General features: G+C 62.4%; 22 protein-coding genes. 12 read left to right on the plus strand and 10 right to left on the minus strand.

Annotation, left to right across the window (positions count from 1 at the left end; all coding sequences use genetic code 11):
- Window positions 1-15: 15 nt before the first annotated feature.
- The 4 genes from QM996_RS21765 to QM996_RS21780 form a co-directional block, all read right to left on the minus strand.
- Window positions 16-756 carry an ABC transporter ATP-binding protein gene (locus QM996_RS21765; RefSeq protein WP_334198130.1) on the minus strand — a complete coding sequence of 247 codons (741 nt, stop codon included), beginning with the start codon at window positions 754-756 and terminating at the stop codon, window positions 16-18.
- Window positions 753-1,586 (minus strand): ABC transporter ATP-binding protein, encoded by an 834-nt coding sequence (locus tag QM996_RS21770; protein ID WP_334198131.1) that lies wholly within the window; start codon window positions 1,584-1,586, stop codon window positions 753-755. The genes QM996_RS21765 and QM996_RS21770 overlap by 4 nt, the downstream gene beginning before the upstream one ends.
- Window positions 1,586-2,491, minus strand: a complete 906-nt coding sequence (locus QM996_RS21775; protein WP_334198132.1) for an ABC transporter permease — start codon at window positions 2,489-2,491, stop codon at window positions 1,586-1,588. The genes QM996_RS21770 and QM996_RS21775 overlap by 1 nt, the downstream gene beginning before the upstream one ends.
- Before the next feature lie 126 nt (window positions 2,492-2,617).
- Window positions 2,618-3,607, minus strand: coding sequence for an ABC transporter permease (locus QM996_RS21780; protein WP_334198756.1), 990 nt, complete (start codon window positions 3,605-3,607; stop codon window positions 2,618-2,620).
- A 304-nt stretch (window positions 3,608-3,911) separates the two neighbouring features.
- Between QM996_RS21780 and QM996_RS21785 the strand changes: the two genes are divergently transcribed.
- The 3 genes from QM996_RS21785 to QM996_RS21795 all read left to right on the plus strand — a co-directional run bounded on the left by QM996_RS21785 (window position 3,912) and on the right by QM996_RS21795 (window position 6,754).
- Complete coding sequence (locus tag QM996_RS21785) at window positions 3,912-4,592, plus strand: helix-turn-helix domain-containing protein (RefSeq protein ID WP_334198133.1); 681 nt, start codon at window positions 3,912-3,914, stop codon at window positions 4,590-4,592.
- Window positions 4,593-4,602: 10 nt separating this feature from the next.
- Entirely contained in the window at window positions 4,603-6,192 is a 1,590-nt protein-coding gene (locus QM996_RS21790) for an ABC transporter substrate-binding protein (RefSeq protein WP_334198134.1), read from the plus strand.
- 133 nt (window positions 6,193-6,325) lie between these two features.
- Entirely contained in the window at window positions 6,326-6,754 is a 429-nt protein-coding gene (locus tag QM996_RS21795; RefSeq protein ID WP_334198135.1) for an OsmC family protein, read from the plus strand.
- Window positions 6,755-6,823: 69 nt separating this feature from the next.
- On the opposite strand, the gene QM996_RS21800 is transcribed toward QM996_RS21795, so the two are convergent.
- The 4 genes from QM996_RS21800 to QM996_RS21815 form a co-directional block, all read right to left on the minus strand.
- Window positions 6,824-8,119, minus strand: a complete 1,296-nt coding sequence (locus QM996_RS21800; protein ID WP_334198136.1) for an MFS transporter — start codon at window positions 8,117-8,119, stop codon at window positions 6,824-6,826.
- Window positions 8,120-8,233: 114 nt separating this feature from the next.
- Window positions 8,234-8,629 carry a MarR family winged helix-turn-helix transcriptional regulator gene (locus tag QM996_RS21805; protein ID WP_334198137.1) on the minus strand — a complete coding sequence of 132 codons (396 nt, stop codon included), beginning with the start codon at window positions 8,627-8,629 and terminating at the stop codon, window positions 8,234-8,236.
- A gap of 110 nt (window positions 8,630-8,739) precedes the next feature.
- Window positions 8,740-9,261, minus strand: a complete 522-nt coding sequence (locus QM996_RS21810) for a carboxymuconolactone decarboxylase family protein (RefSeq protein WP_334198138.1) — start codon at window positions 9,259-9,261, stop codon at window positions 8,740-8,742.
- A gap of 54 nt (window positions 9,262-9,315) precedes the next feature.
- The gene (locus tag QM996_RS21815) at window positions 9,316-9,741 is read right to left on the minus strand and encodes an Lrp/AsnC family transcriptional regulator (protein ID WP_043613515.1); all 426 of its coding nucleotides are present in this window, start codon (window positions 9,739-9,741) and stop codon (window positions 9,316-9,318) included.
- A gap of 92 nt (window positions 9,742-9,833) precedes the next feature.
- Between QM996_RS21815 and ocd the strand changes: the two genes are divergently transcribed.
- The 8 genes from ocd to QM996_RS21855 all read left to right on the plus strand — a co-directional run bounded on the left by ocd (window position 9,834) and on the right by QM996_RS21855 (window position 17,202).
- Complete coding sequence (gene ocd / locus QM996_RS21820; protein WP_334198757.1) at window positions 9,834-10,916, plus strand: ornithine cyclodeaminase; 1,083 nt, start codon at window positions 9,834-9,836, stop codon at window positions 10,914-10,916.
- 1 nt (window position 10,917) lies between these two features.
- Window positions 10,918-11,889, plus strand: coding sequence for a citrulline utilization hydrolase CtlX (gene ctlX, locus QM996_RS21825; protein WP_334198139.1), 972 nt, complete (start codon window positions 10,918-10,920; stop codon window positions 11,887-11,889).
- Between the two features lie 31 nt (window positions 11,890-11,920).
- Window positions 11,921-12,724 carry a dimethylarginine dimethylaminohydrolase family protein gene (locus QM996_RS21830; protein ID WP_173518633.1) on the plus strand — a complete coding sequence of 268 codons (804 nt, stop codon included), beginning with the start codon at window positions 11,921-11,923 and terminating at the stop codon, window positions 12,722-12,724.
- Between the two features lie 28 nt (window positions 12,725-12,752).
- Window positions 12,753-13,553 (plus strand): transporter substrate-binding domain-containing protein, encoded by an 801-nt coding sequence (locus QM996_RS21835; RefSeq protein WP_334198140.1) that lies wholly within the window; start codon window positions 12,753-12,755, stop codon window positions 13,551-13,553.
- Between the two features lie 271 nt (window positions 13,554-13,824).
- On the plus strand, window positions 13,825-14,538 hold the full coding sequence (locus QM996_RS21840) for an ABC transporter permease (protein WP_334198141.1): 714 nt from the start codon (window positions 13,825-13,827) through the stop codon (window positions 14,536-14,538).
- Window positions 14,538-15,239, plus strand: a complete 702-nt coding sequence (locus QM996_RS21845; protein WP_334198142.1) for an ABC transporter permease — start codon at window positions 14,538-14,540, stop codon at window positions 15,237-15,239. Before QM996_RS21840 ends, QM996_RS21845 begins: the two co-directional genes overlap by 1 nt.
- 36 nt (window positions 15,240-15,275) lie before the next feature.
- Entirely contained in the window at window positions 15,276-16,040 is a 765-nt protein-coding gene (locus QM996_RS21850; RefSeq protein ID WP_334198143.1) for an ABC transporter ATP-binding protein, read from the plus strand.
- A 10-nt stretch (window positions 16,041-16,050) separates the two neighbouring features.
- Window positions 16,051-17,202 (plus strand): M20 aminoacylase family protein, encoded by a 1,152-nt coding sequence (locus QM996_RS21855; RefSeq protein WP_334198144.1) that lies wholly within the window; start codon window positions 16,051-16,053, stop codon window positions 17,200-17,202.
- A gap of 20 nt (window positions 17,203-17,222) precedes the next feature.
- Here the strand turns inward: QM996_RS21855 and QM996_RS21860 are convergent, their stop codons facing one another.
- Both QM996_RS21860 and QM996_RS21865 read right to left on the minus strand, forming a co-directional pair.
- On the minus strand, window positions 17,223-18,599 hold the full coding sequence (locus QM996_RS21860; RefSeq protein WP_334198145.1) for an FAD-containing oxidoreductase: 1,377 nt from the start codon (window positions 18,597-18,599) through the stop codon (window positions 17,223-17,225).
- Window positions 18,596-19,063: a DUF4126 domain-containing protein gene (locus tag QM996_RS21865; RefSeq protein WP_334198146.1), complete on the minus strand. Its 468-nt coding sequence runs from the start codon at window positions 19,061-19,063 to the stop codon at window positions 18,596-18,598. Before QM996_RS21865 ends, QM996_RS21860 begins: the two co-directional genes overlap by 4 nt.
- 328 nt (window positions 19,064-19,391) lie before the next feature.
- Here QM996_RS21865 and osmF point away from each other — a divergent pair, with 328 nt between their 5' ends.
- Window positions 19,392-20,303, plus strand: a complete 912-nt coding sequence (gene osmF / locus QM996_RS21870; RefSeq protein WP_173518625.1) for a glycine betaine ABC transporter substrate-binding protein OsmF — start codon at window positions 19,392-19,394, stop codon at window positions 20,301-20,303.
- The last annotated feature ends 9 nt before the right edge of the window (window positions 20,304-20,312 follow it).

Genomic DNA, 20,312 nt, shown 5'->3' on the forward strand with positions numbered 1-20,312 from the left:
TTTCCTTGCCCCGCCCTAGTTGGCATGCGCGGCGCTGATCTGCATCAGTTCACGCGAATAGGGATCCTTGAGGTCGCCGCGCTTGAGATCGGCGACGTCGGCCACTTCGACGATGCGGCCCTGGCGCATGACGGCGAGGCGATCGCAGAGGAACGAGACGACGGCCAGGTTGTGGGTGACCATCAGGAAGGTGAGGTTCTGCTCGCGCCTGAGCCGCTTCAGCAGGTTGAGGATTTCCGCCTGGACCGAAACGTCGAGCGCCGAGGTCGGCTCGTCGAGCAACAGCACCTTCGGTTTGAGCATCAGTGCGCGGGCGATCGCCACGCGCTGGCGCTGGCCGCCCGAAAGCTGGTGCGGAAAGCGGAAACGGAACTTGCGATCGAGACCGACCGAAGTCATGACTTCCTCGATCCGCGCGTTGCGGTCGCCAATGCCATGGATCGTCAGCGCTTCGCCGAGGGTGGCGTCCACCGTCTTGCGCGGATGCAGCGAGCCGTAGGGATCCTGGAACACCATCTGGCACTGGCGCGAGAAGGCGCGGTCGATGCCGTGGCCGCGCGGCGAGCCGAGCACGGTGATCTCGCCTGTCCATTCCGGTGCGAGACCGGCGATCGCCTTCAGCACCGTCGATTTTCCCGAGCCGCTTTCGCCGACGAGCGCAAAGCTCTCGCCGTCGGCGATGTCGAGATTGACGTCGTGGGTGATCTGCACGTCGCCATAGGAGATATCGAGATTTTTCAGAGAGAGCGCGGTCATGCCTTGGCCCATGCGCTGCGGTCGAGCACCGGCAGCTCGTCCCGTGTTTCATCAAGGCGCGGGATCGAGGCGATCAGCCCGCGCGTATAGGGGTGCTTTGCCGCCATCAGCTCACCGGCCTTGCATTCCTCGACCACTTCGCCGGTGTTCATCACGAGGATGCGGTCGCAATAGCTGGAGACGAGGTTCAGGTCGTGGCTGATGAAGATCAGCCCCATGCCCTTGCGCTTCACCAGTTCGTCGATGATGTCGAGCACCTGCGCCTGGACCGAGACGTCGAGCGCCGAGGTCGGCTCGTCCGCGATCAAAAGGTCCGGCTCCGGGATCAGCATCATCGCGATCATCACGCGCTGGCCCATGCCGCCGGAGACTTCGTGCGGATAGAGGCGCGCGACACGCTCCGGATCGGCGATGCGCACCGATTCCAGCATCGCGAGCATGCGGCTGTTGACCTCGCGGCGCGGCAGCTTCTGGTGTGTCAGCAGCGCCTCGGCGATCTGTTCGCCGATGGTCATGACCGGGTTCAGCGAGAACTTCGGGTCCTGCATCACCATGGAGATACGAGCGCCGCGGATGGCGCGCATCTGTCGCTCGGACTGCTTCAGCAGGTCGATGCCGTCGAAAGTGAGCTTGTCGGCGGTGACCCGGCCGGGAGCCCGGATGAGCTGCAGGATCGAGCGGCCGGTCATCGATTTGCCGGAACCGCTCTCACCGACGATACCGAGGCGTTCGCGGCCGAGGGAGAAGGAGATGCCGCGCACCACCTCGAGGTCGCCGCGGGGCGTCGGGAAGGTGACGCGCAGGTTTTCGATTTCGAGAAGCTTTTTCATCAGCGCTGCTCCCCGCTCTTCGGATCCAGCACATCGCGCAGACCATCACCCAGGAAGCAGAAACCGAGGCTGACGAGAATGATGGCAAAGCCGGGCATGGTCGCAACCCACCACTGATCAAGAATGAAGGAACGGCCACGCGAGATCATCGCGCCCCATTCGGGCAGCGGCGGCTGGGCGCCGAGGCCGATGAAGCCGAGGCCGGCGGCCGTCAGGATGATGCCGGCCATGTCGAGCGTGACGCGGATAATCATCGACGAAGTGCAGAGCGGCAGCACGTGGCCGAGATTGACACGCAGGCTTGACGCGCCGAGCAGGCGGACCGCCGAGATGAACTCGGAGTTCTTGAAGGTGAGCGTTTCGGCGCGGGCGACGCGGGCATAGCCCGGCCAGGAGGTGATCGCGATGGCGATGATCGCGTTTTCGATCCCCGGACCCAATGCGGCGACGAAGGCGAGCGCCAGGATGAGCTTCGGCAGCGACAGGAAAATATCGGTAATGCCCATCAGGATACGGTCGACCCAGCCGCCGAAGTAACCGGCGGCAACGCCGATCACGAGGCCGGCGGGGGCTGCGAGCACGGCAACCAGCGTAACGATGGCGAGCGTGATCCGTGCGCCGTAGACGACTCGGGACCAGATGTCGCGGCCGAGTTCGTCGGTTCCCATCCAATGAGCAGCGCTCGGCGGCAGCAGGCGCTCGCCGAGCGACTGACGCAGCGGGTCATGCGTCGCCAGCCAGGGGGCGAAGAGGGCCGTCAGCACCAATGCCGCGATGATGATCGCGCCGACGACTGCCAGCGGATTGCGCATCAGCGCGCCAAAGATGCGGTAGAAACGGCCGAGGCGCGCCTGCATCGGCGAGGCGGGGCTGTCGTCAATCAGCCAGTCGCGAAGTGTGGTCATGTCCGCCTCCTCTCTAGATCACGATGATTTTGGGTCGGATCGACCCAAAATCATAAACGTGATCGATTCTAATAAGTTGGAGCGGGATGGGGCCGGAAAACCGCATACACTTTTCCTCATCCCGCTCTAGCGTGCACGCGGATCGAGCACGCGGTAGAGCACGTCCGAAATCTTGTTGATGCCGATGAAGACCGCGCCGATGACCAGGGTCGAGCCGAGCACGGCCGACATGTCGGCGTTGAGCAGGGCGACGGTCAGGTAGTTGCCGATGCCGGGCCAGGAGAAGATGGTCTCGATCATGACCGAGCCTTCGAGCAGGCCGGCATAGGAGAGGCCGATGACGGTGATCAGCGGCACGCGGATCGGCCGGAAGGCATGACGCCAGATGACGAGGCGCTCCGGCACGCCCTTGACCCGTGCGGTGGTGACATATTCCTGGCTCAACTGGTCGAGCATGAAGGAGCGCGTCATGCGGGCGATATAGGCGAGCGAGAAGAAGCCGAGGCAGGACGCCGGAAGGATCAGGTGCCAGACGGCATTGCGGAAGATCTCCCATTCGCCGGCGATGATGCTGTCGACGAGGATCAGGCCGGTCACCGGGGTGACCATGCCGTCATAGAAGATATCGACACGGCCCGGACCGCCGACCCATTTCAGCCGTGCATAGAACACGGCAAGGCCGACAAGGCCGAGCCAGAAGGCGGGCACGGAGTAGCCGAGCAGGCCGACGACGCGAATGCCCTGGTCAAGCCACGAGCCACGGCGGGCGGCGGCGAAAACGCCGAGCGGCACGCCGATCAGAACGCCGAGAATGATGCCGAGCGTCGCCATTTCGAGCGTCGCCGGGAAGACGCGGGCGAGATCCTCGATGACCAGCTTGCCGGTCGAAACCGAGGTGCCGAAATTGCCTGACAGCACGTCGCCGACATAGCTGACGAACTGGACGGTCAACGGCTGGTCGAGTCCCATTTCCTGGCGGACACGTTCATAGACGGCGACCGGTGCGCGGTCGCCAACGACGGCGAGAACCGGGTCGATCGGCACGATCCGACCGATGAAGAAGGTGATCGCGAGCAGGCCGAGGAAGGTTACCGCGAGCGTGATCAGGAAGCCCATCAACGAGAATAGGCGCTGCCGTGCCCGGCTTGGCCGGGCGGCGCGGCGTACAGGCGCTGCTGGTGTTGTGCTGTCGTTTGCCACGTGGCGATTCCATCCCTCTTCGCTTGCGGTCTCATTTGTCGATAGCGCAAAAAATCGCTTGGAGTATATAAATAAGTTTGCTTAAATCAAAAAAATTTTACTGCGGTGGCATGAGGAAAAGTGTGTGCGGTTTTCCGCCCGCGTGCCGCTCCAGCGCATAAGAGGCGAGCGTGTTTATGACTGGTCGATCCGGCCCAGTCATCGCAACAGGGAGGGAAACGTGAGCGGTCCGTCGGATGACGAAGCCACGTCCGGGAAAAGTGCCGGGGCAGGGCAGCCGAAGATCGGCGCGCTGGTGCGCGCGCGTCGGCGGCAGATGCATATGACGCTGCAGGAACTGAGCGATGCGGCGGGCGTTTCCGTCGGCTATCTCAGCCAGATCGAACGCGACCTCGCCATGCCCTCGCTCGGCACGCTCGCGCAGATCGCGCAAGGGCTCGGCGCTGAACTCAACCACTTCATCCTTGCGCCGGCGATCGATACCGGGCTCTCGCGCGCCGAGGGGCGCATGGTGTTTTCCGTCGGCGGTTCGCCGGTCTCCTATGAGCGGATCGGCGCGGACTTCGCCGGAAACCAGCTTTCGAGCTTCGTCATCACGATACCGCCCGGGCACCGCTCCGAGGTCTTCAGCCATGAGGGCGAGGAGCTCGTCTACATCCTCGAAGGGGAAATCCTATTCGGGCTCGATGGCGACGAGACGACGCTTTCCGTCGGCGACGGCCTGCATTTCCGCGGCATCCAGCCTCACTACTGGTGGAACAGGACCGACACGCCCGTGCGGCTGATCTGGACCGGCACCTTGCCGCTCTTCCGCTTGCGCGCATCCCAATCCAACGAGACCGGCGCGCCGCAATCGGCGCTGAAGCCGGCAATGACAAAAACCAAGCCTCATCGAAAATAGGAGAATGATGATGAGAATGTTCAAGGCCGCGGTCTTCGCGGCGTCCCTGATGCTGAGCGTGGCGCCGGCGGCGCTCGCCGAAACGCCGGCGGAAGTGCTGGTCGTTGCCCAGAATATCGACGACATCGTCAGCATCGACCCGGCCGAGGCCTATGAGTTTTCCTCGGGCGAATACGTGACGCAGACCTATGACCGCCTGGTGCAGTACGATGCACCCGACGTGAAGAAGCTGGCGCCGGGCCTTGCATCGGAATGGACCGCCGACGATGCCGCCAAGACGATCACCTTCACGCTGCGCGATGGCGTTACCTTCTCCTCCGGCAATCCGCTGCGCGGCGAAGACGTCGTCTATTCCTTCAAGCGCGTCGTCGTTCTCAACAAGGCCCCGGCCTTCATCCTGACGCAGCTCGGCTGGACGCCTGACAATATCGACAAGATGGTGACCACCGACGGCAACAAGGTCACGATCAAGTACGAAGGTGACTTCTCCTCGGCCTTCGTTCTCAACGTGCTCGCCGCCCGCCCGGCCTCGGTCGTCGATGCGGAAACCGTCAAGGCCAACGAAGCCAATGGCGACTTCGGCAATGCTTGGCTGAAGGCCAATTCGGCCGGTACCGGTCCGTTCGTGCTGAAGGCGTTTCGCGCAGGCGAACTCCTGAACCTCCAGGCCAACCCGAGCTATTTCGGCGGCGCTCCGGCAATCAAGGGCGTCATCATCCGCCACGTGGCCGAAGCAGCTACCCAGCAGCTTCTGCTTGAGACCGGCGACGTCGACATGGCGAAGAACCTGACGCCGGACCAGGTGTCGGGCCTTCAGGGCAAGGGCGGCATGAAGGTCGAATCCTATCCGCAGGCGGCCGTTCACTTCCTGTCGTTCAACCAGAAGAACACGGCACTGCAGCCGGAAGCCGTCTGGGAGGCCGCGCGCTACCTCGTTGACTACAAGGGCATGACTGACAGCTTCCTCAAAGGCCAGATGGAAGTGCACCAGGCCTTCTGGCCGAAGGGCTTCCCCGGCTCGCTCGACGAGACGCCCTACAGCTACGACGTTGAAAAGGCGAAGAAGATCCTCGCCGATGCCGGTATCAAGACGCCGATCAAGGTGACGCTCGACGTCATCAACTCGACGCCGTTTACCGACATGGCGCAGTCGTTGCAGGCGTCCTTCGCCGAAGCCGGCATCAACTTCGAAATCATTCCGGGCACCGGCAGCCAGGTCATCACCAAGTACCGTGCGCGCACCCACGAAGCCATGCTGCTCTACTGGGGCCCGGATTTCATGGACCCGCATTCGAACGCCAAGGCCTTCGCCTATAACGAGGACAACGCCGACGACAAGTATCAATCGACGACCACCTGGCGCAACGGTTGGGCCGTGCCGGCGGAACTCAACGAAGCGACCAAGGCAGCGCTCAAGGAAGCCGATCCGGCCAAGCGTGATGCGCTTTATGTCGACCTGCAGCATAAGGTGCAGGAAAAGTCGCCGATCGTGATCATGTTCCAGGCCGCGACCCAGGTCGCGATGAAGGACAAGGTCGAAGGCTACGTCAACGGCGCCACGTCGGACTTCGTCTTCTACCGCCTGGTGAAGAAGAACTGAGCCGACGCCGCTCTTGCGCCGATCTTCAAAGGCGCACATATCAACGCCCTGGACCGGAAACGGCCCGGGGCGACATGTTTTTCGGCGCCGGTAAGCGCCGGTCGAATAGGAAGCAGAGGGAAGGTCATTAGCGATGGCGGATGTGAAGGTGAGAACGCGTGAAACCGGTGCGACGGCCGTCGTCGGCAGGACCGGCTTTCCGCATGTGACCTCGGTGACAGGGGGTGAGTTCGATATCGTTACAGGCCCGTCGCAGCCCGGCTACGGCCCGCTCGATCTGCTCTACGCGTCGCTTGCGAGCTGCCTGGTGCTCAGCGCCCGCATCGCCGCCAGCCGCTACGGCGTGCTCGACCGGTTGACGGAAGTGAGCGCCAAGGTGACCGGCGAAAAGGCGCATGACGAGCCTTCGCGTGTCGCAACATTCAACATCGTCTTCGACATCAAGGGCGATTTCGACGATGCGGTCCGCCATGCGATCGCGGAGGCGGCCGAAAACGAGATCTGCACTGTCAGCAATACGATCCGCGGCAATCCGGAATTCGTGACGCGCTTCAGTTCTTGAGGCGAGCTATTCGGGCCTACGGCCGGCTGCCATCGAAAGCCGGCCGCAGGTAAGTGGCTTAAGTGCGGCCTAAGCAGGCTGCGGCGCCAGTGCTTCCACCTGGCGTCGGCCGATGGTCAGCACCAGCAGGGCCGCGACGACGCAGAGCATCCCGGCGGCAAGCAAGGCCGGCGTATAGGTTTCGAGCGACGTCCGGCTTGCCCCGGCGAGGAAGGCGGCACTTGCGGCACCAAGCTGGTGGCCGGCGAAGATCCAGCCGAAGACCAGCGCCGCCCGTTCCGGGCCGAAGCGTTCAGCCGCGAGTTTCACGGTCGGTGGGACCGTTGCGACCCAGTCCAACCCATAGAAGATCGCGAAGATCGACAATGTGTAGATGTTGAAGCCGCTGAACGGCAGGAACATCAGCGACAGGCCGCGCAGGCCGTAGAACCAGAACAAGAGCCAGCGATTGTCGTAGCGGTCGGAAAGCCAGCCGGAGCCGACGGTGCCGATGAGATCGAACACGCCAATCAGCGCCAGGAAGCCGGCAGCACCCACGGCGGCAATGCCGACGTCGCCGCAGATTGAAACCCAATGGGTCTGGATCAGGCCGTTGGTGCTGAAACCACAGACGAAAAAGGTGGCGAACAGTACCCAGAAGGTGTTGGTCTTCGCGGCATCGGCGAGCGCCCTGATCGGGGCCATGAGCAGGGCGCCGAAGCTTTTTGCCTTGGGCGGTGCCGGAACGACCTGCTTGGCGCCGAAGGGCGCAAGACCAAGGTCGCTTGGCCGGTCCTGCATGAACAAAAGCACCAGGGTGAAAGCACTGGCGAGAACGGCGATGACGAGCGTCAATGCCGACCGCCAGCCGAGCGTTTCGGTCAGCGATGCGAGCAGGGGCAGGAACACCAACTGACCGGTGGCATTGCTAGCGGTCATCAGCCCGACGACGAGGCCGCGTCGCTTGTCGAACCAGCGTGTCGCGACCGTGGCGCCGAGAACCAGGGCCGTCATGCCGGTGCCAATGCCCAGAACCACGCCCCAGAGCGCGACGAGATGCCAGAGTTCGGTCATGTAGAAGGAGGCGGCAATGCCCGAGAGGATGAGGACCAGTGCCGCGGAGACGACCTGGCGGACGCCGAAGTGATTCATGAACGAGGCGGCGAAGGGGCCAAGCAGGCCGAAGAGGCAGAGACGGATCGCCAGCGCCATCGAAATCTGCGCGTTGGACCAGCCGAATTCGGTCTCAAGCGGTTTGATCAGCACACCCGCCGAGCCCATGGCGCCTGCGGTCGACAGCATGACGAGGAAGGTGACGGCGGCCATCGCCCAGCCGTAGTGGATGTTGCGTTTGGCAAGGTAACGCGCAAGCGCTGGACCGAGCATCGTCGATTTCCTTTCGTCCGTTTTTTCCGGGTGTGCGAAAGTGGCGCGCGGGCCTACGGTTTCGCATTTTGGGTTTGTCGTCAGTCTGTCGCCGTGCCTGGCGGACGGCGTCGCTTAAAGCGTTTGCAGCAGTTCCTTCAGTTGCGCGGCGGCGTCCGCCCCAAGTTGCGCCTCGATCCGGTCCTGCGCGCCCTGCCAAAGCGGCGCACCGTCTTCGAGGATCCGTCGGCCATTTTCGGTGAGTTCGACGACGGCCTCCCTCTGATCCTTGCCGCTCCCGGTTTCGACCAGCCCCATTCCCTCCAGCACCTTGACGTTGCGGCTGACCGTCGAGCGCTCGAGTTCGATCTTGCGGCCAAGTTCGGTCATCGAGATCGGTTCATCGCGCTCAATGTGCCGAAGCAAACTGAACTGGGCGACGTTGATGCCGATCGGCTGAAGTGCATCGTCATAGAGCGATGTCACTCTCCGGGTGGCTTTGCGTAAGAGGGCACAGTAGCAACGAGACATAGTGTGTGTATATACACGCAATTCGATGGAGTCAAGCGCGTGGGGGCGAGGAGCGCGCGATTGCGTGGCAGGCAATGAAGGGATGGCGGAACCCGTTCAGGCCGCGTCGCTCAATCGACGAAGGGCTCGAGTTCCTTGTCGAACTCCACCTCGACCACATTGTTGAAGAGCGCAGTTGCCACCATGATGCCAGAGAAGGCGACGAGATCGACCAGCGCCTTGGCATCGTAGCGCGCCTTGAGCCCGGCCCAGATCTCCTTCGGGACGGCATTGGAATCGGCAACGATCGCGCGTCCGAAGGCGATCAACCGCTGCTCGTCTTCCGTGGGTATAACGGTGTGGAAGTCGATGCCGGCATTGGCGAAGGCGCGGCGGAAGAAGCCCATCGCGATCGGTGAGCGCATGGCCTCAGAAATCGCGTGCGAGAGAAACCAGATCGCCCGATCGTCAAGCGCTGGACGCAGTTCCTCGCGCAAAGTGAACCATTCCGCATAGATCCGGTGCGCAACCGGCGAATGCAGCAGCGTGCGTTTCATATTGGTCATGCGTCCGCGCACGCGCACCTCTTCGTCATGGGCCGCGCGGATCTCGTCAGAGGCGGTTTCGTAGTCGATCTGGGGGATATGGCTCACGGGCTTGCCTGTCATTGAAGGGCGCATTCTTGGTGCGCTTGTGATGGTGGGGAATCAGACGGTGCTGAGCAGAATGCTCGTTTCGCTGTTCGACACGCCGTCGACGTCGCGCACTTCGCGCAGGATGCGGTCGAAATCGCTGAGGCTGTTGGCGCGGATTTCGGCGACCAGATCCCAGCCGCCATTGGTCGTATGGAGTGCGTAAAGCTCGGGCAGGCCGCGCAGGTACTTGATGACCTTGGTGGTGTTGCGGCCGCTGACCTCGATCATCATGATCGCACGGATGGCGCGATCGTCGTAATCCTGCCGCACGCGCAGCGTGAAGCCGAGCACGGCACCGCTTTCGAGCAGACGGTCGATCCGCGTCTGCACCGTCGCCCTGGAGATGCCGAGCACCGCCGCGATCTTGGAGTAGGGCGCGCGGCCATCTTCTCGCAACAGCGAGATGAGCTGGTGATCGAGGTCGTCGAAGATATGCATGAATATTGCATATTACGATTGTGCAAATTGCTCAATATGCTCTTCGATTTTGAGCAAGTTTAAAATTTCAACTCACTTCTTGCCTGCCTAGGCTGACTTCATCGAATTTCTCCGATGGAGTTGGTAACGTGGTTCAGTATGTCGGTGTCGGCAACGTAATCGAGCTGGTCAAATCGATCGGCATCGAGACGTTCCTTGTGGGTCTTGCGGAATATATCGAAGATGATTTCCGCCGGTGGAACGCATTTGAGAAAACCCCGCGGCTCGCAAGCCATTCCAAGACCGGCGTCATCGAATTGATGCCGACCTCGGACGGCCAGCACTACGGCTTCAAATATGTCAACGGTCACCCGAAGAACCCGAATGTCGGCCTGCAGACGGTGACCGCCTTCGGCGTTCTCTCCGACGTCAGCACCGGCTACCCTTGCCTGGTCTCCGAAATGACGATCATGACGGGCCTGAGGACCGCCGCGACCTCCGCGCTTGCCGCAAAATATCTCGCTCGCCCCGACGCCCGCTCGATGGCGATCATCGGTCTCGGCGCCCAGTCCGAGTTCCAGGCGTTGGCCTTCCGTGCTTTGCTCGGCGTCAAGCGCCTGCAGGTCTTCGACATCGATGCCGAAGCGGCGAACAAGTTCTGCAACAACCTCTCGGATATGGATTTCGACATCGTCGTCGCGGCGACGGCGGAGGAGGCGGTTGCCGGCGCCGACATCATCACGACGGTGACGGCCGACAAGCGCAACGCCACAATCCTTTCCGACAACATGGTCGGCGCCGGCGTGCATATCAACGCCGTCGGCGGCGACTGCCCCGGCAAGACGGAACTGCAGGGCGACATCCTGCGCCGTGCCGACGTCTTCGTCGAATATCCGGAGCAGACCCGCATCGAGGGCGAGATCCAGCAGATGGCGCCGGATTTCCCGGTCACCGAACTCTGGCAGGTCATCGCCGGCGAGGCCGAAGGTCGCCGCAACAACGGCCAGATCACCATCTTCGATTCCGTCGGTTTTGCGACGGAAGACTTTTCGGCACTGCGCTTCCTGCGCGACAAGATCCAGGGCACCGCGTTCTACACCGAACTCGACCTGACGACACAGCCGGAGCATCCGCGTGATCTCTACGGCCTGTTCAAGCAGCAACCGGCCGCTTTTGCCGAGCGGAGCGTTGCCTGAAATGAAGAGACCGTCCGTACAGGCGCCGAAGGCCGTCGTGATGATCCGTCCGCACCATTTCGGCCCGAACCCGATGACGGCGGAGGATAACGCCTTCCAGGCAACCGACGCCGCACGCCAGCCTTCGGCGATCGCCAAGGCAGCTTACGACGAAGTCAGCCGCATGGCTGATGGGCTCGCCGGTGCCGGCGTCGCAGTGCACCTCTTCGAGGATGAGACGACGACGCGGCCCGACTCCGTCTTTCCGAACAACTGGTTCTCCACCCATTCCGGCGGTCATGTCGCGATCTATCCGATGTATTCGGAAAGCCGTCAGAGCGAACGCCGCTCCGACATCATCGAGATGCTGAAGAACGAGTATCGCGTTCAGGATGTGATCGATTACTCCGGTCTCGAAAAGGACGGCGTCTATCTCGAAGGGACCGGCGCAATGGTGCTCGACCACATCGGTCGAGTTGCCTACGCCGCCCGCTCCAACCGCACCAATGAAGTGGCGCTGGAACGCTTCTGCACCCACTTCAACTTCGAGCCGATGATCTTCGGTGCGGTCGACCGCCACGGCAATTCGATCTACCACACCAACGTCTTGATGTGCATCGGGACGGAATTTGCACTGATCGGCACGGGCATGATCCCGGATGTCGCCCGCCGCCAGGAAATCTGTGCCCGTCTCGAGGAAACCGGGCGCCAGGTCATCGATCTCACGATCGACCAGATCGAGAATTTCGCCGGCAATGCCATCGAACTCGACGGCGCGGACGGCCGCGTCGTCGTCATGTCGGCCCGTGCGCTCGCCTCTCTCCGCACCGATCAGATCAAGGCGCTCGAAGCATCCGCCCGTGTTCTCGCCTTCGACGTGCCGACCATCGAGCTTGCCGGCGGATCCGTCCGTTGCATGCTTGCAGGGGTTCACTTGTCCCGTCGGGAAAACGTGAACAAGCAACCGCTTTACGCCGCCATGTCCGATCGATAGAAGCACCTCATCCAAGCCAAAGGTACTACAAATGTCGCAATCCCGCCCCGTCTACCAGTTCAACAACATCATCGTCCGCACTCCGTCGAAGTCGGTCGTCAACGGCCTGCGCGCCGATGATCGCGGCAACCCCACCTTCGAAGGTGTGAAGGCCGAGCACGATGCCTATATCGCGGCGATGAAGGACGCGGGCGTGAAGGTGACGGTTCTACCGGCGCTCGAGGCCTTTCCGGATTCGATCTTCGTCGAAGATCCGGCGCTGGTCTTTACCGAAGGCGCAATCCTCCTGCGCCCGGGTGCTGTAACGCGCGTCAAGGAAACGCCGGAGATCGAACCGACGCTGCGTGCAATGTTCGAAACGGTGCTCGACCTGCCGGGTGACGGCTTTGCCGACGGCGGCGACGTGCTGACGACCCGTGAAAGCGTGATGATCGGCCTTTCGGCCCGCACCAACAAGGTTGGCGCCGAGGCCCTCCAGGCTTGCCTTGCAAAGCTCGGCCGCAAGAGCGAGATCGTCGCGACGCCGGAAGGCGTGCTGCACTTCAAGACCGATTGTTCGCTGCTCGACGACGAGACCGTGCTTTCGACCGCGCGTCTCGCCAAGTCCGGCGTCTTCGAGCGCTTCAAGCAGGTGATCATTCCGGAAGGCGAAGAGCCTGCTGCCAACGCGCTGCGCGTCAACGACGTCGTCATGGTCGGCTCCGATTTTCCGCGCACGATCGAGATGCTCGACAAGCTTGGCTACAAGGTCGTGCCCATGAAGACGACGGAGATCGGCAAGATCGATGCAGGTCTCTCCTGCATGTCGCTGCGCTGGTTCAGCAACACGCTCTGATCCGACGCAATCCCCGAGGAGGAACATTATGAAGACGTTGAAGACCGCCCTGTTCGCAGGGATCGCCCTTTCCATGGCTGCCGGCGGCGCATTTGCCGAGGATTCGCTGCGGCTCGGAATGACGCCGGAGCCCTACATGCCCTTCACCCAGGTCAATGCCGGCGGCGAATGGGAGGGCCTGGAAGCCGACCTTTCCCGTGCGCTGTGCGAGAAGATGGCGGTGAAGTGCGACATCAACCAGATGGCCTGGGACGGACTGATCCCGTCGCTGAAGGAAAACAAGGTCGACTTCATCATCGGCGCGTTCTCGATCACCGACGAGCGTCGTCAGGTCGTCGACTTCTCGGCGCCCTATTACACCGAAGGCACGTCCTTCGTCGGCGCCAAGGCTGACACGAGCGAGATCAAGACGGTCGACGCAGCAGACGGTTCCGGCAAGATCATCGATCCGGCTGATGTCGAGGGCAAGATCATCGGCGTGCAGACCTCGAGCGTGCAGGCGGCTTACGTTGCCAAGTACCTGACAGGTGCCGAAGCCAAGAGCTACGACACGGCTGACAACTCGGTTGCCGACCTCATCGCCGGCCGCGTCGACTACGTGCTGATCCCTGACCTCTACATCCAGACCTTCCTGAAGACTCCGGAAGGCGCCGACTACGAGGTCAAGGTCGAGGTGCCGAAGAACGTCACGCTCGGCGAAGGCGTCGCCTATGCCGTGCGCAAGGGTGACGCTGCGACCCTCGACAAGGTCAATGCCGCCCTTGCTGTTCTCGAAAAGGACGGCACGACGCAGAAGCTCGTGGACAAGTGGATCTTCGGCAAGAAGTAAACACACGTTCTTGAGGGCGGCGCCCCGGCTTCGGCCCGCCGCCCTTACTCGCCAAACCGGCCGCAGCGCCGGGGCACTCTTGCAGCCACCGCGACGACGACCTTTGCCCGCCGTGACTGGACGGGCGGCGTTCTACAGCGCCGCGCGTCTTATGAGACGCGCAAAGGTCGCTGTAGCACTTTGATTTGCTGCATGTCTTCGTCCTTAAATCGAGGTCGATTTAAGGAGACATGCAGTAGGGCTGACGAAAATCGGGAACAGGTAACGACGGATGGACTATTACTGGCAATTGCTTGCCTGGGGCGGCGAGGGCTGGGGCGACGATTTCGCCTGGGGCCTGCTGATGACCGTGCAGGTTTCCGTGGTCGCCTATGCGGTTGCGGTTCTCTTCGGCTTCCTGGGGGCTGCCGGCAAATTGTCGAAGCACCGCGTCCCGCGCGTCCTTGCCGAGATCTACACGACCGTCGTCCGCTCTCTTCCCGAACTGCTGGTCATCCTGCTTCTCTATTTCTCGGTTGCCAGCGGCGCCGAGCGGCTGTTGAAACACTTCGGCCTCGTCGCCGAGACCTTCCAGTTCAGTTCCTTCTGGGCGGCGATCATCGCGCTTGCCTTCGTCTCCGGCGCCTTCATGACCGAGGTTCTGCGCTCCGCCTTTCTTTCGGTGCCACCGGGGCAGATCGAGGCAGCGGTCTCGATCGGCATGCCGAGACGCAAGGTTTTCACCCGCATCATTTTCCCGCAAATGATGCGCCACGCCGTGCCCGGCATGGGCAATCTCTGGCTGTCGATCACCAAGGAAAGCGCCATCATCAGCGTGCTCGGCTCGTTCAGCGAACTGCTTTACACCGGGTACCGAGCGGCGGCCGGCACCAAGCGATACATCTTCTTCTACGGGCTGACGGCCACCCTGTTTCTGGCGATCACGCTCGTTTCCGTCCTGGCGATAGCCGAGATCGAGCGCCGCCTCAACCGGGGGCAGCACTGATGGAAACGATCTCCAACGTCGTCGGTTTCCTGCCGGCGCTGATCAAGGCAACCCCGCTGACGCTGCTTTTGACTGCGGTCGCCGGCGTCTTCGGTCTGGTCATCGGTACGCTCGTGGCGCTTGCCCGGCTTTCCGGTCGTCGCGTGCTTTCGGTTCCGGCCTATGTCTTCACCTTCGCCTTCCGCGGCACGCCGCTCTTGGTGCAGATCTACCTGATCTATTACGGCCTGGGGCAGGTGCTGCCCGGCACCTGGGTGCGCCACAGCTTCCTCTGGCCCTATTTGCGTGATGGCCTGTGGTACGCGATCTTCGCGCTCAGCCTCAACCAGGCTTCCTACAATGCCGAGGTCATCCGCGGCGCGATCAAGGCGGTCCCGCGCGGCCAGATCGAAGCGGCAAAATCGATCGGCATGCGCTCGTCGATGATCCTGACCCGCATCACCCTGCCGCAGGCGTTCCGCTCCTGCCTACCGGTACTGACGGGCGATCTGATCATCCTGTTGAAGACGACGTCGCTCGCCTCGACGATCACGATCCTCGAGGTGATGGGTACAGCCCGCATGCTGCAGCGCCAGTCGCTGTTGATCTTCGAACCGCTGATCGCCGCGGGCATCATCTATTTCACCGTCGTCTTCATCCTGACGCGCGTCATGGGCGTGGTCGAGAAGCGGCTCACCCGCTACCGCACGGCGAAGGCATAACGAGGAGGCGCGCCGCGGCGCGCAAGAGGAACGAACATGGTCGCAACAGCGCTTTCGGTGAAGAACATTCACAAGAGCTTCGGGTCCGTCGAGGTGCTCAAGGGCGTCTCCTTCGAGGCCAAGTCCGGCGACGTCATCTCGCTGATCGGCAGCAGCGGTTCGGGCAAGAGCACGTTGCTGCGCTGCATCAACTATCTGGAGACGCCCGACGAGGGCGAGGTCTCGGTGTCTGGCGAGGTGATCCGCACCGTCAAGGGCAAGGACGGCAAGTTCCATGCCGCCGACAAGCGGCAGCTCGAACATATCCGCACCCGCCTTGGCATGGTGTTCCAGAGCTTCAATCTCTGGTCCCATAAGACCATCCTCGAAAACATCATCGAGGGGCCGATCCATGTGCTCGGCATGGCCCGCAAGGATGCGATCGGCGAGGCCGAACTGCTGATGGAAAAGGTCGGCATCACCCCGAAGCGCGATCATTACCCGAACCAGCTCTCGGGCGGTCAGCAGCAGCGCGCAGCGATCGCCCGGGCGCTGGCGATGAAGCCGGAGGTTATGCTCTTCGACGAGCCGACCTCTGCGCTCGACCCGGAACTCGTCAACGAAGTGCTGCTCGTGATCAAAAAGCTCGCGGAGGAGGGCCGCACCATGGTCATGGTCACCCACGAAATGTCGCTCGCCCGCGATATTTCCAGCGAGGTGATCTTCCTGCACAAGGGGTTGGTCGAAGAGCGCGGCGCACCATCAAAGGTGATGCGCGATCCGCAATCCGCGCGGCTGCGCCAGTTTCTGCAAATGGCTTGAGGAGGTCGAGATGCGCGACGCCAATTTTTCCGAGTTCCTGCCCGAGCTCGTCGAGATCCGTCACAGGCTGCACGAGATGCCCGAGATCGGACTTTCCGAGGTGAAGACGTCAGAATTTGTCGCCGGACTGCTGCAGTCCTGGGGCTTCGAAGTGACGCGCGGCCTGGCGACGACCGGCATCGTCGCCACGCTGAAGCGCGGCAACAGCAACCGCGCCATCGGCTTCCGCGCCGACATGGATGCGCTGCCGATGCAGGAAGAAACCGGCTTTGTCTATCAGAGTAAGCACCCGGGTGCGATGCATGCCTGCGGCCACGATGGGCACACCAGCATGTTGCTCGGTGCGGCCTGGGCGCTGGCGAGGGACGAGAGTTTCAATGGCACGGTCCATCTGATCTTCCAACCGGCCGAGGAAAACTTTGGCGGCGGCAAGCTGATGATCGAGGACGGTCTGTTCGAGCGCTTCCCCTGCGAACGGGTCTATGCGCTGCACAACTGGCCGGGCCTGCCGGTCGGCCAGTTCTCCAGCCGCGCCGGTGCGATGGCGGCATCGATCGACGTGCTGACGCTGACAATCCGGGGCAAGGGCGGCCACGGCGCCCAGCCGGAACTGACGGTTGACCCCGTCGTCGTCGGCTCAAGCGTGGTGATGGCGCTGCAGACGCTGGTCTCACGCAACGTCTCGCCGCATCAGCCGTCTGTGGTAACGGTCGGTTCGTTCCAGTCGGGCTCCGCTTCGAACATCATTCCCGATACGGCGGTGCTGGAGATCAGCATGCGCTCAACCGATCCTGTCGTTCGCAAGCAGTTGCAGGAGCGCGTGGAACAGATCGCCCGCTTCCAGGCGCAGAGCTTCAATGCGGAGGCGACCTTCGATTGGCAGGTCGGCTATCCCGCGACGATCAATGATGCGGAGGCGGTCGAAGACGCACGCGCCGTGATCGCCGAGACCTTCGGCGCCGATGCCTATGTCGACCTCCCCGAGCCGCTGATGGGCAGCGAGGACTTTTCCTTCCTGCTGGAAAAGGTCCCGGGCGCCTATGTGCTGATCGGCAACGGTCAAAGCAGTGGTCTGCACACCACCCGCTACGATTTCAACGACGAAATCCTCGAGCGTGGGGCGATGTATTTCTACCATCTCGCCCGCGCAGCGCTCGTCTGAACCGCGGTGGCGCTGACCGTTCAGGCGTTTGAGTGCAAGTCGCCGAAGACGGTCGGGATCAGTTCCGAGACGGTCGGATGGATGTGCACCGCGTGGGTGATCGTCGTGTAGGGCTTGGCTGCGTACATCACGTCGAGGATGCTCTGCACCGCCTCGTCACCACCGGTGCCGAGGATCGAGGCGCCGAGGATTTCCTTGGTGTCGGCATCGACGATCACTTTCATGAAACCCTCGGTCTCGCCTTTCTCGACAGCGCGGCCGACGCGGCTCATCAGTCTGGTGCCGATATGCAATTTGCGCCCCGACTTGCGCGCCTCGGATTCCGTCATGCCGGCGCGGCCGAGCGGCGGATCGATGAAGAGAGCATAGGTCGAGATCCGGTCGCTGACTTTTCGCGCCTCGCCATCGAGCAGGTTTGCCGCGACGATTTCGAAGTCGTTGTAGGCGGTGTGGGTGAAGGCGCCGCGGCCGTTGCAGTCGCCCATGGCGAAGATATGCGGCACGTTGGTCCTGAGGCGCTCGTCGACTTCGACGTAACCACGGGCGTCGGTCTTGACGCCGGCGCGATCCAGGTCGAGATCGTCGGTGTTCGGCCGACGTCCGGCCGCCAGCAAGAGATGGGAGCCAGCGATCTCAGGCGCGCCTGCCGTGCAATCGACTCCGGCGACGACCTCGTCGCCCCGCTTGCCGAAGCGGATGCACTCGGCATTCAGCCGGAACTCGATACCTTCCTTTCCCAGGATCGCGAGAATGGCATCGGAAACATCCGCGTCCTCGCGGCCGATCAGCCGCGGCCCCTTCTCGATGACCGTCACCTCGGAGCCGAAGCGGCGGAACATCTGGGCGAATTCGAGCCCGATATAGCTGCCGCCGACGATGATCAGATGGCGGGGCAGGGTGTCGAGATCCATGATCGAGACGTTGGTGAGATAGGGCACCTCCTCGACGCCAGGGAAATCCGGTGTCGCGGCGCGCCCACCGACATTCAGGAAGATCTGATCGGCCGAAAGCAGATCTTCGCCGACGCGGATCTCATGCGGGCCTTCGAAGCGGGCATGGCCTTCGAAGACGGTGCAGTTCTTCATGCCCTTCAGCGAGCTTTCAACGTTCTTGCGCGACGTGAACCGCACCGTGTCCTTGCGTGCCATGACGCGGGCGAAATCGATGGAGATGGGGCCTGTGCTGACTCCGTAATCCGCACCTCGCCGCGCCAGATGGGCCGCATAGGCGCTTGCAACCATCGCCTTGGTCGGCATGCAGCCGGTATTGACGCAGGTGCCGCCGAAGAACTTGCGCTCGATGATGGCGACGGTCTTTCCCGCAGCTGTCAGACGGCCGGCGAGCGAAGGGCCGGCCTGGCCGGCTCCGATGATGATTGCGTCGAAGTGTTTTGTCATGAGACTAAGGACACCACCCAGAGTGCGAGGAGAACGGCGACAGCGTCCTCGACAACGGCGATCGGCAGATCCTTGCCGCCGATGGCCGCAACGAGGCGCTTGCGAGCTTCGTAGCCGCCAAGCGTTCCGATGACTGCACCGATGACGCCGGCGACCAACCCGCCCAACATAGCACCTCCGGCGGTCCCAAGCACGGCACCGCAGAAGCCACCGCTGACGATGCGGGCGCCGAACTGCTGCGGAACCTTTCGGCTCGGCGTGCTCGGCAATTGATCGGTGACGAATTCCATGAGGGCCAGCAGGCCGAAGATGTAGGGCGTGAACCGAAAGCCCATGAAGGCGGCCCAGGTGCCGTCAAGCGGCAACCAACCGGCCGCAGCGCCGATGCTCAGGGCCGCCGGGGCGGTCATGGTTCGCAGGCCGGCAACCACGCCGATAAGCAGCGCGAGAAGATGAATCGACATGAAATCCCCGAACGTTCGCCCGGCGAACCCTCCGTCAGCCCCGAGCGGTTGGGTCGAGCGGCATCGCAACCAAGAGTGAACGCAGATGTTCTGGCGGGCCTTGATCAAGGTGGCCGACAATGCCGTCGATTGCAACGACTATTCGGTCGCGCCGAATGCGGTAATCCAGGCTTTCGATCGTGTTAGTAGATGACGAAATTTTTCGTCCGCCACAGTCTCAGCGTGCAACCCTATTTTTTGCCGGGGGCTGCCATATATGGAATGGCTTACCCCGACGCGGCGGACTTTCCGTGATCAAACTTGGGGATCGAAATCCGAGGAGAATCCCATGCGCCTGACCAGACTGCTTATCGGAACTGCCTTTGCCTTCACGTTGACCGCCGCCGCGGCCAGCGCCGACGTGGTCGTCTCCTCGAAGATCGACACGGAAGGCGGTGTGCTCGGCAACATCATCCTTGCCGTGCTTAACGCGAACAACATCAAGACGGTAGACCGCGTTCAGCTCGGTGCGACGCCGGTCGTGCGCAAGGCGATCACCGCAGGCGAGATCGACATCTACCCGGAATACACCGGCAATGCCGCCTTCTTCTTCGAAAAGGCTGACGATCCGGTGTGGAAGGACGCCGCCAAGGGTTACGAGACCGCCAAGAAGCTCGACTATGATGCGAACAAGATCGTCTGGCTGACGCCGTCTCCGGCCAACAACACCTGGGCGATCGGTCTTCGCAAGGAAGTGGCGGATGAGAACAAGCTGAAGACGCTGAGCGATTTCGGCAAATATGTTTCGGGCGGCGGCAAGGTCGTGCTCGCCGCATCGTCCGAGTTCGTGAATTCGGCCGCTGCCCTGCCGGCTTTCCAGACGACCTATGGCTTCACCCTGAAGCAGGATCAACTCATCACCCTCTCCGGCGGTGATACGGCGGCAACGATTGCGGCCGCGGCAAACCAGACGAATGGCGCCAACGCGGCCATGGTCTACGGAACCGACGGTGGCATCGCGCCTTCCGGCCTCGTCGTTCTCGAAGATGACAAGGCGGTGCAGCCCGTCTATCAGCCGACGCCGATCATCCGCGAAGCGGTGCTCAAGGAAAATCCGCAGATCGAGGAACTGCTGAAGCCGGTGTTCGAGAAACTCGATCTCCAGACGCTCCAGGACCTGAACGGCCGCGTGCAGGTTGGCGGCGAGCCTGCCAAGACCGTTGCCGAAGACTTCCTGAAGAAGAACGGCTTTCTGAAATAAGTTGACCGA

Source organism: Sinorhizobium chiapasense (assembly GCF_045277575.1).
Taxonomy (GTDB): domain Bacteria; phylum Pseudomonadota; class Alphaproteobacteria; order Rhizobiales; family Rhizobiaceae; genus Ensifer; species Ensifer chiapasense_A.